General features: G+C 62.5%; 9 protein-coding genes and 1 pseudogene. 8 read left to right on the top strand and 2 right to left on the bottom strand.

The genetic code is table 11. The features are described from left to right. Positions 1 to 119 precede the first annotated feature (119 nt). Positions 120 to 1,637 carry an NADH-ubiquinone oxidoreductase-F iron-sulfur binding region domain-containing protein gene (locus ATB1_RS17950; protein ID WP_082256481.1) on the top strand — a complete coding sequence of 506 codons (1,518 nt, stop codon included), beginning with the start codon at positions 120 to 122 and terminating at the stop codon, positions 1,635 to 1,637. Continuing rightward, positions 1,634 to 4,961: pseudogene (gene fdhF, locus ATB1_RS17945) on the top strand (formate dehydrogenase subunit alpha). Before ATB1_RS17950 ends, fdhF begins: the two are co-directional and overlap by 4 nt. A gap of 673 nt (positions 4,962 to 5,634) precedes the next feature. Here fdhF and ATB1_RS17940 read toward each other — a convergent pair. Together ATB1_RS17940 and ATB1_RS17935 are read right to left on the bottom strand one after the other, a co-directional pair. Then, positions 5,635 to 6,417, bottom strand: coding sequence for an IclR family transcriptional regulator (locus ATB1_RS17940; RefSeq protein WP_042666168.1), 783 nt, complete (start codon positions 6,415 to 6,417; stop codon positions 5,635 to 5,637). A gap of 114 nt (positions 6,418 to 6,531) precedes the next feature. After that, positions 6,532 to 7,494, bottom strand: a complete 963-nt coding sequence (locus tag ATB1_RS17935; protein ID WP_042666165.1) for a D-2-hydroxyacid dehydrogenase — start codon at positions 7,492 to 7,494, stop codon at positions 6,532 to 6,534. Positions 7,495 to 7,685: 191 nt separating this feature from the next. On the opposite strand from ATB1_RS17935, the gene ATB1_RS17930 reads away from it, so the two are divergent. From ATB1_RS17930 to ATB1_RS17905, 6 genes are all read left to right on the top strand, one after another. Next, positions 7,686 to 9,089 carry an ABC transporter substrate-binding protein gene (locus ATB1_RS17930; protein WP_042666162.1) on the top strand — a complete coding sequence of 468 codons (1,404 nt, stop codon included), beginning with the start codon at positions 7,686 to 7,688 and terminating at the stop codon, positions 9,087 to 9,089. Positions 9,090 to 9,215: 126 nt separating this feature from the next. Then, a complete protein-coding gene (locus ATB1_RS17925) occupies positions 9,216 to 10,022 on the top strand; it encodes a carbohydrate ABC transporter permease (RefSeq protein WP_198526147.1) in 807 nt (268 codons plus the stop codon). After that, entirely contained in the window at positions 10,019 to 10,852 is an 834-nt protein-coding gene (locus ATB1_RS17920; RefSeq protein WP_042666159.1) for a carbohydrate ABC transporter permease, read from the top strand. The genes ATB1_RS17925 and ATB1_RS17920 overlap by 4 nt, the downstream gene beginning before the upstream one ends. Positions 10,853 to 10,863: 11 nt before the next feature. Next, the gene (locus tag ATB1_RS17915; RefSeq protein WP_042666157.1) at positions 10,864 to 12,036 is read left to right on the top strand and encodes an ABC transporter ATP-binding protein; all 1,173 of its coding nucleotides are present in this window, start codon (positions 10,864 to 10,866) and stop codon (positions 12,034 to 12,036) included. Between the two features lie 218 nt (positions 12,037 to 12,254). Further along, positions 12,255 to 12,923, top strand: coding sequence for an inositol monophosphatase (locus ATB1_RS17910; RefSeq protein WP_241768339.1), 669 nt, complete (start codon positions 12,255 to 12,257; stop codon positions 12,921 to 12,923). Between the two features lie 105 nt (positions 12,924 to 13,028). Next, on the top strand, positions 13,029 to 14,267 hold the full coding sequence (locus ATB1_RS17905; RefSeq protein ID WP_042666154.1) for a mandelate racemase/muconate lactonizing enzyme family protein: 1,239 nt from the start codon (positions 13,029 to 13,031) through the stop codon (positions 14,265 to 14,267). Positions 14,268 to 14,584 lie beyond the last annotated feature (317 nt).

Genomic DNA, 14,584 nt, shown 5'->3' with positions numbered 1-14,584 from the left:
CCGCCCACTCGCGCTCGTGCCGATTTCGAGTTCGATTTCCCGGACACGTCGAAGTCGCACTCCGACGCGAGTTGGTTGGGATGATTTTTTAAGCCCGCCGTGTCTCTTCAACTGTGAGAATGAGTCGCACAGGAAACGCAGTCCGGTCGCCGGTACTCCGGGTCTCGGGAGCCGGGCGGACGGAACACGGCGAGCGCGCTTTGAGCGCCGCACGCGGTACCGCCGACTCCGTCACGGTCCTCCGGACGGGACCCACCGGAATCAGCGAGTACGACCCGTTGGTTCTCGCGACCGACGCGGGGCGGACCGCGTTCTTTCCGGCCCCGGAGCCATCGAGGGTCCGAGACCTCGTCACCGCCATGGAAGAAGGGGAGTTACCGACGGACGGTGCCGCGGCAGTCGTCGAACACGACGCCGAGACGACGACGCTGCCAGTTCCGACCGACGGGCCGCTCGCGGTAGGAACGCGGCGCGTCCTCGGCCCCTGTGGATGGGTCGACCCGCTGGACCCGACAGCGTATCAGTTCTACTCGCTCGATAGGGACGCGGGCGCCATCGCGGACGCCGGACTCGTCGGTCGAGGCAGAGGCGACGCCACCGCTGACGAACCGGTCGCAGACGCCTGGCAACGCGCACGAGAGACCGACGGCGACCCGGTCGTCGTCGTGAACGCGAACGACGCGGACGACCGCCAGCGCGCGGACCGAACGCTCCTCGCCGGGTCGCCGATGTCGGTGCTCGACGGAGTGGCGGCCGTCGCCGAGTACCTCGGGACGACTGACGCGGTCATCCACCTCGCCGAGACCGACACCGAACTCCAAGCACATCTTCAGGAGGCTATCGACGCCGCCGCAGACGAACTCCCGGTCGTGCCGGGAGTCGTCACTGGTCCGGACGAGTACCGCGCCGGCGAGCCGACGGCGGCGCTGGAAGCGATAGAGGGTGCGGATAGAATCGAGCCCCGTCTCCAGCCGCCGACACCGGCCGAGTACGGACTCTACGGTCGCCCCACGGTCATCCATACGCCGCGGACCTTCGCCCAGATACGTCTCGCGCTCTCGGACTCCGAGGGCACCGATAGAGACGCCGAATCGACGACGCGACTGCTAACTGTCACCGGCGACGTGACCGCGCCCGCGACGATAGAGGCCGGTTCGGACGCCCACCTCTCGGCTGTTCGGAACGCCGTCGAACTGGAGGGGTCGTTCAAGATGGCCTGCGTTGGCGGGGTTTTCGGCGGCCTCACCCGGACGTTGGACGTCACACCGACCGCGGCCGGACTGACTGCGGCCGGCCTCGGAACGGAAGGCGTCGTCGAACTGTTGAACGACGAGCGGTGTGCGGTCGCGACTGCCGGAGACCGAGCGCGCTTTGCCTCGGAGGCCAACAGCGGGCGGTGCGTGCCGGGACGGGAGGGAACCGTCCAACTCACCGAACTGTTGCGAGCGGTCTACCGAGGCTCGTTCGACCGGGAGAAGATACGCGAACTCGGTCGGGTCATGACCCAGTCGAGCAACTGCCAGCTTGGCGCCGATGCACCGCGACCGGTGCTGACTGCGATAGACGAGTTCGAATCGAGTTTCGAAGCACACGCCGACGGCCGCTGTCCGAGCGGAACCTGTTCTGACAAACTATGAGTACTGACGACCCACTCCCGGGCGTTCCGGAGATAGACGACCCGCAGCACGAGACGCCGGTCACGGCGGAGTTCGAGACCGGGACCGCAAACGACCCGCCCGTCGGCACCGACGGCGAGACCCCGACGACGGTCACCGTCAACGGAACGCAGGTCACCGTCCCGCCGGGGTCGACCGTCATCGACGCCATGCAAGCCGTCGACGACGAGGTCGTGAGCGTTGACCCCGGCGCCGACAGCCTCGACGAGGACGCCGACGTTCCGGCGCTCTGCTACTACGACCGCGAGGGCGACGCGAGCGACGAAATCGGCCCTCGGAGCGAGTGCCGAACCTGCATGGTCGAGACGGACGAACACGGGGTCGTCCCCTCCTGTTCGTTCCCGGCGACGGACGGACTGACGGTCGAGACCGACACGGCGACCGCCGAGGAGTGCCGGAGCGTCAACCTCGACCTCGTCCTCTCCAATCACAATCTGCGCTGTACGACCTGTAACGGGAACGGCCGGTGTGAACTCCAGGAGACGGCCATCAGCGAGGGGGTCGACCACCCGCGCTACGGCGTCTTCGACGACCGCAGCGAATACGAACCGCTCGACGACAGTTCCTCGTTCATTCAGATCGACCGCAACAAGTGCATCCTCTGTAACCGGTGCGTCGAGGGCTGTAACGACGTTCAGGTCGAAGGAGTCCTCCGTATCGAGGGCTCCGGAGAGGACACCCGCATCGGCTTCCAGTCCGACGCCGAGACGATGGCCGATTCCGACTGCGTCTCCTGTGGGCACTGTGCCACGGTCTGTCCGACCGGCGCGCTGACCGAGAAGGACATCGGTGGCGCGGGGACGCTCCCGCTCCCGGGGTTCACGCAGCGGAACTCCGTCGGGAACGTCATCGAACACGAGGAGGTAGAGACCCTCGACGACACGACGGCACCGAACCGCTCGCCCGCCCCCGGTAGTGCGGGGAGTGCCGGTGGCGAAGCCGAGGCGGGACAGGAGGGACGAAGCGGCGTCGCCCGATACATGGCCCAGAGCAAACGCCGAGCGTCCGATTTCCTCGGGGAGTACGGTCGGAAGGCCATGCTCGCGGGCGAACACACCGCCGAGAACATCGCGGCGCAGACACTGCCGGAGGGTCGGCTATTCGACATCGCGTCGCTCGTCAGCGACTATCGACTGGGCAAAATCGACAAAGCGGAGACGACGTGCGGGTTCTGTGCGGTCGGCTGCCGGTTCGAGATGTGGGGTAAAGACGGTAACGCCCTCGGCGTCCAACCCGTCGACGACCCGGACAACGCCCCGGCCAACAACTTCTCGACGTGCGTGAAGGGGAAGTTCGGACACGACTTTGCCAACAGCAAGAAGCGGCTCACGAAGCCACTGATTCGAAACGAAGACGGCGAGTTCGAGGCGGCGTCGTGGGACGAGGCGCTCGACTACGTCGCCGGCGAACTCCGCGGGATTCAGGACGAACACGGCGTCGACGCGGTCAGTTGCCTCGCGTCGTCGAAAGGGAGCAACGAGGAGGCGTATCTCGTCCAGAAGTTCGCGCGGCAGGTGCTCGGCACGAAGAACATCGACAACTGCGCCCGGCTCTGCCACTCGTCGACGGTGGCGGCGCTCCAACAGACGCTCGGCTACGGCGCGATGACGAACCGCATCAACGAGGACATCGGCGAGGCCGACGCCTACCTCATCAGCGGGTCGAACACGACCGAGTCACACCCGGTGTTGGCGACTCGCATCAAGCAGAACGTCCGCGACGGGGCCGACCTCGTGGTGTTCGACCCCCGGAAAATCGGCATCGCCGAACACGCCGACCAGTACACGAGAACGACGCCCGGCTACGACGTGGCGTGGCTCAACGGACTCATCCGATACCTCATCGAACACGACCTGCACGACGAGACGTTCATCGAACGGAACACGAAAGGATTCGACGCGGTCAAACGGAAGGTCCAGGCGTTCACCCCCGAGAAAGTCGAGGAACTGGCCGGCGTCTCACCCGACGAACTGCAGTCGGCCGCCGAGACGCTCGCCGACGCCGAGAACGTCGTCTTCGGCTGGGCGATGGGCATGACCCAATCCAGTCACGGCACGGAGAACCTCCTCGCGATGGCCGACCTCGCGCTCACGCTCGGGCAGGTCGGGAAACCGGGTGCCGGACTGTCGCCCTTCCGCGGCCAGAACAACGTGCAGGGCGGCGGCGGCGACATGGGGACCCTGCCCGGCAGTCTCCCCGGATACCAGGACCCGGCCGACGACGAGGTCGGCGAGAAGTTCGCCGAGGTGTGGGGCGAGCGCCCACCGGCGGAACCCGGCCTCAAAGGTGCCGGAGATGCTCGCCGAGGCCCACGAGGGGAATCTCCGCGGGATGTACATCGTCGGGGAGAACCCCGCGCTCTCGGAACCCGACATCCAGCACGCCGGCAAGGCGCTCGATAGCTTGGACTTCCTCGTCGTACAGGACATCTTCATGACGGAGACCGCAGAGCACGCGGACGTGGTGCTGCCGGCGGCGACCTCGCCGGAGAAACACGGCACGTTCACCAACACCGAGCGCCGGATACAGCGGGTTCGGGCGTCCGCGGAACCACCCGGAAAGGCGCGCCAGGACTGGGAGATTACGCAGGAACTGGCGACCAGACTGGGCTACGACTGGGACTACGACCACCCGCGGGAAGTGATGGACGAGATTAGCGACCTGACTCCCATCTACGGGGGCGTCGGTTACGAGCGTCTCGAATCGGGCGACGAGCACGGACTTCAGTGGCCGTGCTGGGACGAAGACCACCCCGGCACGCCGTATCTCTACGACTACGAGGAAGGGAACTTCAACTTCGACGACGGGCTGGCCCGCTTCGTGCCGGCGGACGGCGGCCACCCCGGCGAAGTCCCCGACGAGGAGTACCCCCTTACGCTCACGTCCGGGCGGGTCCTCTACCACTGGCACACCGGACAGATCACCCGACGCGTCGAGGGCCTCATGAGCCACGTCGGCGAGAGCTTCATCGAAATCAATCCGACGACAGCCGCGGAACTCGGCGTTTCGGACGGCGAGTACGTCAAGGTCGAATCCCGCCGCGGCGACATCGTGGTCAAGGCGACCGTGACCGACCGCGTCGGCGACGGAACGCTCTTCATCCCGATGCACTTCGCGGCCGGCGCGGTCAACAAACTCACGCAGGAGACCTTTGACCCGCAGGCCGGCATTCCGGAGTACAAAGTGTCGAGCGTGCGTGTCGAACCGCTCGGACCGGACGCCGACCCGGACGTGCTGCGGATCCCGGACGCAGGCGCTGGAAGCGCCGCACGCGGAAACGACTGACTACCGGGGTCGCTTCGTTTCTGTAGTCGTCTTCCTACGCGGTTTGAACTGTGGAGCTACCGCCATTATTCTCCCGTCAGTATCTCGCCGTCACTGTCCTGCTCTTCCACATCCGGCGCCGTACTGACTGCCGCAAAAGCTGTGCTTGTGGCGAGAGGTAGCCTGTACGAGCTTCTCGGTTCGCGGGCGAGGCCTGAAACAGAAATATACCATATGACGATATATCATTCTTGGGCGGTGGCCCCACTCTTCGTCCGAGGTTGTGGAACCTCTCCCGCCGCTCGATCCGGCGGCCGCGAACCGGCCGAGATAAAAGATGGCGAGCGCCGGGAACGCGACCAGGAGTTCGCTGAAGAGGAGCGCATCGTGCTGTCGTGGCGTCACTCGGAAGGTCAGCGTTCCGGTTGAGCCTGAAGATGAGAGACTTTCTGGTCGTTCCGTATGATCATGGTGAAGTTGCTGTCGACGAGGTGGCTCGTGCTTCGACGAACGTGGATTACAAAAATAAGATTGTAATCCAAAACTCTCCAACGAGGTGTCGGAGGTCGAGGTGAGTGAGTGGCCGCGTGGCTGTCTGTGCGGTGAAGTTGATAACCGAAGAAGCGTTCAACAGTATTGAACAGAAACGGGACATATTTATGACATTTATCTGGACCTGAAGTTGGGTTCGGGTTCAGTAGTGGGCGTATCGCAGTTCGATGACGTTGGCGGTGCTCTTTACAGCGTCGGCCAGTTCTGCCATCGTTTCAGGAGAACGCACGCGGCTTACTGGTCCGGACACCGAGACTGCGCTTATTACTTCGTTCGTTCGCTGATCCATGATCGGGACGCCGATGGTGAGCACGCCCTGGCGGCGGTCTTGGTCCTCTATCGAGTAGCCGCGGTCTCGCGTCTCTTCGAGTTCTTCGTAGAGTTCCTCGCGCGTGGTTATCGTGTGTTCGTTTGCTTCTGGGAGCCCGTGTTGGTCGATGATTTCCTCGACCCGCTCAGGGGGGTAGTGCGCCAGCATCGCCTTGCCGAGGGCGGTCCAGTGCATATTGGTGTACTCGCCGATGGGTGCGTTATCGTGGATTGCGTCCGCTTCCTCGGACTTGTACAGGAGGACGCGCAGGCCGTTTTCCTCGATACCGAGGTTGGCCACTTCACCCGTTTCTCGCGCGAGTTTGTCGACTTCCAGTTTCGCCGTTCGATAGAGTCTCGACCGGTTCCGAACACCGCCGCCGTACTTCAGGAACCGGAACCCCAGCCGGTAGCTGTCTCCGTCCCGGACGACGAGGTTGAGTGATTCGAGCGTCTTCAGGTATATGTGAACTGTACTTTGCGGGGTGTCGAGCGCAGTAGCGGTCTCTGTCACCGTCGCGCCTCGCTCACCCTCGAGAAAGTCAACTATATTGAACGCGCGTTCAATAGAATTAATCCTGTTTTTCGACCCACCTTCGTCGCGATTTCCAGCCATACGACTCTGTCTCTGACCTATCGTAATAAGCGTACGGTCATCTTCAGAAACGCAACTATTCGATACTGTTGAACGAGTGTCCGCGAAAATTCGCAACGGTTTGTACGACGTCGGTTACGGGACGACCTGATTTTCGAGCTCGTCGTCGCCTTCTTCGAGAGCCGCCACGTTTCTCGCCACAATGTCCGCGAGTCGGCTCCAATGAGCTGGTGTGTGTCCTGCGTTGTGCGGCGTGATTGTCACATTTTCGAACTGCCAGAGGGGGTGGTCCGACGGGAGCGGCTCGGGGTCGGTCACGTCGAGCGAGACGTCGCCGATATCGTTCGACTGAATCGCCCGTACGAGTGCGTCGGTGTCGATGATCTGTCCACGCCCGACGTTGGTGACAGTCGCGTGTTGTGGGAGCGTCTCCAGTTCGGCCGCGCCGACGAGCCCTCGGGTGGTGTCCGTGAGCGGCGACGCGATGACGAGATGGTCCGTTCGAGCGAGCGCGTCGTGGAAGTCGCGCTCGTCGTAGCCGATGACCTCGTCCGTTGGCCCGCTCTTTTCGGGGGTGTACCGGACACCGATAGTGTCCACGTCGAAGCCCGATAATCGGTCGACGACTGCAGACCCGATGGAGCCGAGACCGACGACTGTGACAGTACTCCCGCGTAGTTCACCCGCCTGATAGTGCCGCCATTCGTGGCGCTGTTCGCGACGCCATCCCTCTTTGAAACGCCGCGTGGACGCGAGGATGTAGCCGACGACTTGTTCGGCGATGTTCGGTGCGTGGATGCCCGAGGCGGTCGTGACGGCGACGCCCATGTCAGAGAACACGTCGAGCGGTAAGTGCCCGTACCCGGCGGCGATCCCAGCAAACAGTTCGAGGTTCTCCGCCTCTGACAGGAGCTCTTCGTCGATTTCGACGCTGGAAGCAACAGTCGCGTTGCTGATTAGTTCGCGCTCCTCAGCGGGAGTCCGGGCGAGTGCAACCGTGCGGTTGGGCAACCGCTCGCGGAGTTCTTCGACGTACGCTTCCGCTGGGAGTCCGTGTGTTCCTTGCCGTAAGACGACCACGTCTGGATTTCCGATCATGACTGTAATTTCCTCTCGACCCGAGGGCTGAGAGTCTCCTCAAGCGCTCGGTTGCTTATTGCTTCCGAGGGAGATATATACGTGGTGCTTTTGAGGATTATATTACCGACTGTCGCCTCCGACTGACGACACCGCAACATTCCTAATGGACCTAAATTATATATGCTGCGCCTCCATGTCCCAGACTGGGAATGTCTACCAACCACACTAGACGGCAGTTTGTTAAAGCAGCGGCGCTCGGTGGCGTTGCGGCATCGGCTGGATGTCTCAGTAGCGTTACTGGGAGTAACAACGGCTCCGGTGGCTCGGGTGAGGCCGCGAACACGCTCGAATACTGGGAGTACTTCCACTCGCAGTCCCAGGTCGCAGAGGAGTTGATGAAGTCGACCGTAGAGGAGTTCCAACAGGGACACGACGTCCAGATGAAGATGAACTGGGCGAGTTGGGACGATATCAACGGCGGCAAGTGGAAGAATAATATCCAAAACGGGAACCGACCGGTCATCTACGACTCGACCAACTCCCTTAACGGGCAGTTCATCGATCCCTCGTGGGTGAAACCGGTCAGCAAGTATCGAGACCGCCTCGACGACGAAGCGCTCTCGAACATCGAGTGGGCGCTAGAACTCTCGCAGAGCTGTTACCGCGGCTTCGAGAAGGACCTCTACGAGATTCCGGTCGGGATGGAAGTCGGCGCACCGTTCATCGCGCGTGCCGACCACTTCGAGGAGGCGGGGCTCTCTATCGAAGAGGATTTTCCCCCACAGGACTACGACCACCTCGTCGAAATTGCGACCCAGTTACAGGAGAATGGTCCCGGCGACTACGGCTTCCAGATTTACGGCGCACAGGGTGACGTGACCGACGAGGCGCTCGTGACTTGGGCCGCGTCCGAGGGCGGCTACGACGGGATGTACATGAACGAGGACTGGTCCGACGTGAACTACGATTCCGAGGCCTGGAAGACGGCCACGAAACAGTACGTCGACCTCTACCAGAAATACGGCCTCTCGTCGGACAAGGCACCGACGGCCTCCAACGAGGGCGTCGCACAGATGCTCATTCAGGGCAAGGTGAGCATGTATCAAGGCAGTACGAAGGATCTCGGCCTGTTCCGTAGTCGGGCCTCGGAGATGCTCGAAGACGGGACTATCGTGTTCGGACCCTCGTGGGAAGGTGCGGCGGGGAACCGCGGCGAATTCTTCACTCAGTGTGTCGCTCTCATGCGCAAACCGGATGGCGTCTCGCAGGACGTGTGGGACCAGCGGGAGGAACTGGCGATTCAGTGGATAAACAAACTCCTCTCATCGGAGTTTCAAAAAGAGGTCCCCCGTTCGTTGGCGACCCTCCCCGTCCGACGCGACGTGTGGGACGGTCTGAGTGACGATCCGGCACTAGGCGCGAGTAACTACATCTCCAGCCTTCGAACGACGGTCGACGGGATGGAACACGGTTGGTCGAGTCACCCGAAGATGAACGCCATCCAGTACAACATCGCTGGCCCGCTGTTCCAAGAGGCCGTTCGCGGGGAACTCGCACCCGAAGAGGCCTGCACGCGCGCCGCAGAACAGATACGCAATCAGATAGAGCTCTGAGAAGGATGTCGACTCAGAACCGCTTCGACCTCGGGGGCTGGGCGTCGGAGCTACCGCGAAACTCTCTCTGAGAACTGGTTCGCGTATCTGCTCATCCTTCCGGTCCTCGCCTTCCTGGTGCTTCTCATGTGGCTCCCATTCGCGCAGGGGTTCTACATGAGCTTTAACGACTGGCCCTTCGGCGGCGAACCCGCCTGGGTCGGTCTGGAGAACTACCGGTTCCTCTTCGACTGGGAGCCGTTTTACACCTCGTTGAGAGCCACGCTCGTCTTCTCGCTCACGACGGTCCTCCAACTTGGCGTCGCCCTCGTGGCGGCGCTCGCGGTGCGCGAGATTCGCCGGGGTAAGAGCTTCGTCACCGGCGTGTTCCTCATCTCGTACACGGTTCCGCCACTTGTCACGGGGACTATCTGGGCGTACCTCCTCCAGCCGGACCTCGGCCCGATATTCGGCTACCTGACGCAATGGGGGCTCCTCGAAGAGACCATATACTGGGGAAGCGACGGCGGTGCGTCCCTCGGCGTCATCCTCTTCGTGACGACGTGGACGTTCTGGCCGTTCATGTTCCTCATCATATCGGCGAGCCTCGAGAGCATCCCCGAAGAACTGTACGAGAGCGCGCGGATGTACGGCGCGGGCCGCGTCCAGACGTTCCTCAGAGTGACGCTCCCGCAACTGAAAAGCGCCATCCTCGTCGCCTTGAGTATCCGCATCATCTGGAACATGACCAAGATATCGCAGGTTCTGCAACTGACCAACGGCGGTCCCGGATACGACACTTCGATACTGGCGGTGTTGTTGTACCGGTTCGCCTACGGACAAGGACGGATGGGTGTCGCTTACGCGGTCGGCGTCATCCTACTGGTCATGACTATTGGATTCGTCTTCGTATTCATCCGCGAGTTCGAGCGGACAAGTGAGGGCCCACAATGAGCACCGACGACTTCGACGTGACGGCGGTGACGCTCAAGGCGACGACCTACGGGGTCATCTCGTTCCTCGTCCTGTTCAACCTTGTCGTGTTGGCGTTCATCTTCTCGGTGTCGTTCATGCCCCCGAGCGAGTTCTTCGGTGCCCCGCACATCATCCCGCAGAACCCGACGCTCGATGCGTGGGCGAGCGGGTTCGAAGAGCTACAGGACAACCTCGTCAACAGCTTTCTCATCGGACTCGGAACGACTGTCGTCGCGCTGGCAATCTCCATTCCCGGCGCGTACGCCTTCGCCCGAAAGGAGTTCTACGGCAAGCGGGCCGGGTTCTACGCCATCATCTCGGCGATGATGTTCCCGTATATCCTGCTCGTCATCCCTATCATGGACCTCTGGAACGACTTGGGTCTGTACAACACCATCCCGGGCATGATTATCGCTTACCAGGTGTTCGTGACACCGTTCGCCATCTGGATTCTCCGGGACTTCTTCGCAAAGCTCCCGACAGACATCGAGGAGGCTGCGCAGGTGTACGGATGCACCCAGTTCACGGCGTTCCTGCGAGTCATCCTCCCCCTCGCGACGCCCGGTATTGTCGCGGTCGGCTTCCTCGCGTTCCTCACCGGGTGGAACGACTTCTTGTTCGCTAATCTGCTGACGACCGGGACCGGTCCGGTCCCAGCGGTGCCGGTCCTGTACGGCACCATCGGAGGTGGCTCTGGCGAGCGAGTCTACTGGGGCAAACTGATGGCTGAGACGCTCATCATCGGTACGCCGCCGACGATACTGTATCTCGTCGCGCGCAACTACCTCGAAAACGCATTCACGGTCTGACACAAAACACCATGACAGCACTCGAAGACACGACCACGGAAGAGACGGCTCAGACGGCAGACGCGACCGATAGCGTGGCCCCATCTGAGACTGACAGCTCGGGCGGCCATATCCGCCTCGAAGGAATCAGAAAGACGTTCGACGGCGGCGACATCGTCGCCTGCGACGATGTGAACATCTCCATGGACGGTGGTGAGTTTGTCGTCCTCGTCGGACCGTCGGGGTGCGGCAAGACGACGACGCTCCGATGTATCGCTGGCCTCGAAGAGCCGGACGGGGGCCGAATCGTCGTCGACGGCAAGGACATCACCGGCTTGAAGTCGAAAGACCGGGACTTGGCGTTCGTATTCCAAAGTATCGCGCTGTTCCCCCACATGAGCGTTCGGAAGAACATCCGGTTCGGTCTCGACATGAAAACCGACCTCTCCAAAGCTGAAAAGCGTGAGCGCGTCGAATCGGCGGCCGAGACACTCGGTCTCGGGGAGACGTTGGACCGCAAGCCTGCGGCGCTTTCCGGCGGTCAGCAACAGCGCGTTTCCCTCGGTCGCGCGATGGTGATGGAGCCCGCCGCCTTCCTCCTCGACGAGCCGTTCTCGGCGCTTGACGCCAACCTTCGCGACCACATGCGCGTCGAGGTGAAAAAGATTCAGCGCCGGCTTGAGACGGCGATGGTGTTCGTCACTCACGACCAGGAAGAGGCGATGACGCTCGGCGACAAAATCGTCGTGATGAACGACGGCTACGTCCAGCAGATCGGAACGCCCTACGAGATTTACAACGAGCCAGCGAACCGGTTCGTCGCCGACTTCATCGGGTCGCCGTCACCGAATCTCGTGGAGTGTACCGTCGAGCGAACGGCCTCTGGTATCACTTTCGCGAGTGACTTCTGCCGAATTCCCGCAACCGACGAACAGGCCGCCGAAGTACAGGACGGTCAGACTGTTGTTTACGGTATCCGTCCGGAGTATCTGAGTATGTGCGACGACGGAGGACACTTCACTGCTCGGCTGGACGTCGTCGAACCGCTCGGTGACCGGGACGCGATCCATCTGACCTCTGGTGATACGTCTCTGTCGGCGGTGACGCCGCAAGGGGAGGTCTCCCGCGACCGAGACGAGGTTAGCGTGGTCATGCAGACCGACGAGGCGTGGCTGTTCGACGAGCACGGCGAGCGAATCGTCTGACCCACGCTATACCACGTCAGCGCCCGAATACCCCTCTCTCTTCGAATTCTTCGCGCCCAAACAGCTATGTCGGTCGAAGCCGAATCACGGCTACTGGTGTACGCTGAGATGACACGATACGAAACCGTCCGACGCGCAGCGACTGAGGGTTCCGAAGTCGCACATGAACTGTTTAGAACTGACCTTGCCGTCGACACTAAACGGTCGAGCTAGATCTCGTGACGAAGGCAGACACGGAGACACAGCGCCGGACCATCTCGGTCATCCGAGAGTCGTTCCCTGACGCGACTATCGTCGGCGAGGAGGAAGATGAGCGCAAGTCCGTCCCCGAAGACGGCGACGCATGGGTCATCGACCCCATCGACGGGACAACCAACTTCGTCCACGGCTCACAGCTGTGGACGACGACGGTAGCGTGTGTTCGAGACCACCAGACTGTGGCGGCTACGACTGTCGCTCCAGCACTCGGCGACGTCTACGCGGCGACCGTGGACGGTGCGACCCGGAACGGGAACCCGATTACAGTTAGTTCGAAGACTGACCTCGATGAGTTCGTTGTCGCCCCCATCCTGCGCTACGGCCCCGACCGCGACGCCGAATTCGGCGACCTCCTCAGACGACTTGTTATCCGATTCGGGGATCTGCGCCGACTGGGATGTGCGCAGGTGACGTTAGCGATGGTCGCCTGTGGAACGCTAGACGTCGCCGCCTCGGAGCAACCCGACCCCAATCCGTGGGACACCATCGCTGGTGTCTCTCTGGTCAGGCGGGCTGGCGGTACTGTGACCGATGTCCGTGGTAACCAATGGATGCCCGGGTGTGAGGGCCTCGTCGCGTCCAACGGAGAGGCGCATGACGAAGTTCTCGACCGCGTGACGACCGACTAACTCAGGCAGTCTGCTTCTGGGTGTCTTTTGAGATAGCGCCTGCAACGAAGCCACGAAATTACGCCGATAGAAGGACTTACTACGCATGCGTAGCACGAATTAAGCATGCCGGTAAACTACGCGGAGTTGCACGATCCGAACGCGGAGTACACGATGCGGGAGCTGTCGGCGGAGACGATGGGCGTGACGGCCAAGCGCGGCGGCGGTCGCGACGTCGAAATCACCGACGTGCAGACGACGATGGTCGACGGCAACTTCCCGTGGACGCTCGTCCGCATCTACACCGACGCCGGTATCGTCGGCACCGGTGAGGCCTACTGGGGCGCGGGCGTCCCCGAACTCATCGAGCGCATGAAGCCGTTCGTCATCGGCGAGAACCCCCTCGACATCGACCGTCTGTACGAGCACCTCGTCCAGAAGATGTCCGGTGAGGGTTCCGTCGAGGGCGTCACGGTCACCGCCATCGCGGGCATCGAAATCGCGCTGCACGACCTCGCGGGCAAGATTCTCGACGTCCCCGCCTATCAGCTTCTCGGCGGGAAGTACCGCGACAAGGTGCGGGTCTACTGCGACTGTCATACCGAAGAGGAGGCCGACCCCGAAGCGTGCGCCGACGAGGCAGAGCGCGTGGTCGACGAACTCGGCTACGACGCCCTCAAATTCGACCTCGACGTGCCGTCGGGCTTCGAGAAGGACCGCGCGAACCGCCACCTGCGACCCGGTGAGATTCGGCACAAGGCCGAAATCGTCGAGAAGGTCACAGAGCGCGTCAAGGACAAGGCGGACGTGGCGTTCGACTGCCACTGGACGTTCTCGGGCGGCAGCGCCAAGCGCCTCGCGGCCGCGCTCGAAGACTACGACGTGTGGTGGCTCGAAGACCCCGTGCCGCCGGAGAACCTCGACGTGCAGGAGGAGGTCACGAAGTCCACGCTCACGCCCATCACGGTCGGCGAGAACCGCTACCGCGTGACGGAACTGCGCCGCCTCATCGAGAAGCAGGCCGTGGACATCGTCGCACCCGACATGCCGAAGGTCGGCGGAATGCGCGAGACGCAGAAGATCGCGGACGTGGCGAACCAGTACTACGTGCCGGTCGCGATGCACAACGTCTCGTCGCCGGTGGCGACGATGGCCTCCGCACACGTCGGCACGGCGATTCCGAACTCGCTGGCGGTCGAATACCACTCCTACGAGCTGGGCTGGTGGGGCGACCTCGTCGAGGAGACGGTCATCAAGGACGGCTACATCGAGATTCCGGAGAAGCCGGGTCTCGGCGTGACGCTGGACATGGACACCGTCGAAGCGCACATGGTCGACGGCGAGACGCTGTTCGACGAGGCGTAAGCTTCGTCGAGCCAGCAGCACGGAGTGCTGCGCTGTTTGACGAGGCGTAAGCCGAAGTCAAATCAGTCGAGCTTCGCTCGACGTAATTCGACGAGGAGTGAAACGACTCGTCGAGCCAACAGACGCGTAGCGTCTGTTATGTTCGACGAAGCGTAAGCCGAAGTCGAACTCACGGACCCGCGTTCCGATTTTTCCGAGGCTCAACGCGGAGCCGTCGGCTCGCGCTTACTCCTCGCCGACCAGCCGAACGCCGGCCGACGGGCGGCAGGCGAACACGTCGGCGTCGGGACCGACGCGCTCGGGAGCGGCGTCTCGAA

It is taken from the genome of Haloferax sp. ATB1, assembly GCF_000730175.1.
The sequence above is the reverse complement of the archived record's forward strand: the minus strand, read 5'-3'. Positions and strand labels throughout refer to the sequence as shown.

Coding starts and splice junctions, on each gene's coding strand:
- ATB1_RS17905 (WP_042666154.1), top strand. CDS start 13,029: ATGCCGGTAAACTACGCGGAGTTGCACGATCCGAACGCGGAGTACACG.
- ATB1_RS17935 (WP_042666165.1), bottom strand. CDS start 7,494: ATGATCGGAAATCCAGACGTGGTCGTCTTACGGCAAGGAACACACGGA.
- ATB1_RS17950 (WP_082256481.1), top strand. CDS start 120: ATGAGTCGCACAGGAAACGCAGTCCGGTCGCCGGTACTCCGGGTCTCG.
- ATB1_RS17930 (WP_042666162.1), top strand. CDS start 7,686: ATGTCTACCAACCACACTAGACGGCAGTTTGTTAAAGCAGCGGCGCTC.
- ATB1_RS17925 (WP_198526147.1), top strand. CDS start 9,216: ATGTGGCTCCCATTCGCGCAGGGGTTCTACATGAGCTTTAACGACTGG.
- ATB1_RS17940 (WP_042666168.1), bottom strand. CDS start 6,417: ATGGCTGGAAATCGCGACGAAGGTGGGTCGAAAAACAGGATTAATTCT.
- ATB1_RS17920 (WP_042666159.1), top strand. CDS start 10,019: ATGAGCACCGACGACTTCGACGTGACGGCGGTGACGCTCAAGGCGACG.
- ATB1_RS17915 (WP_042666157.1), top strand. CDS start 10,864: ATGACAGCACTCGAAGACACGACCACGGAAGAGACGGCTCAGACGGCA.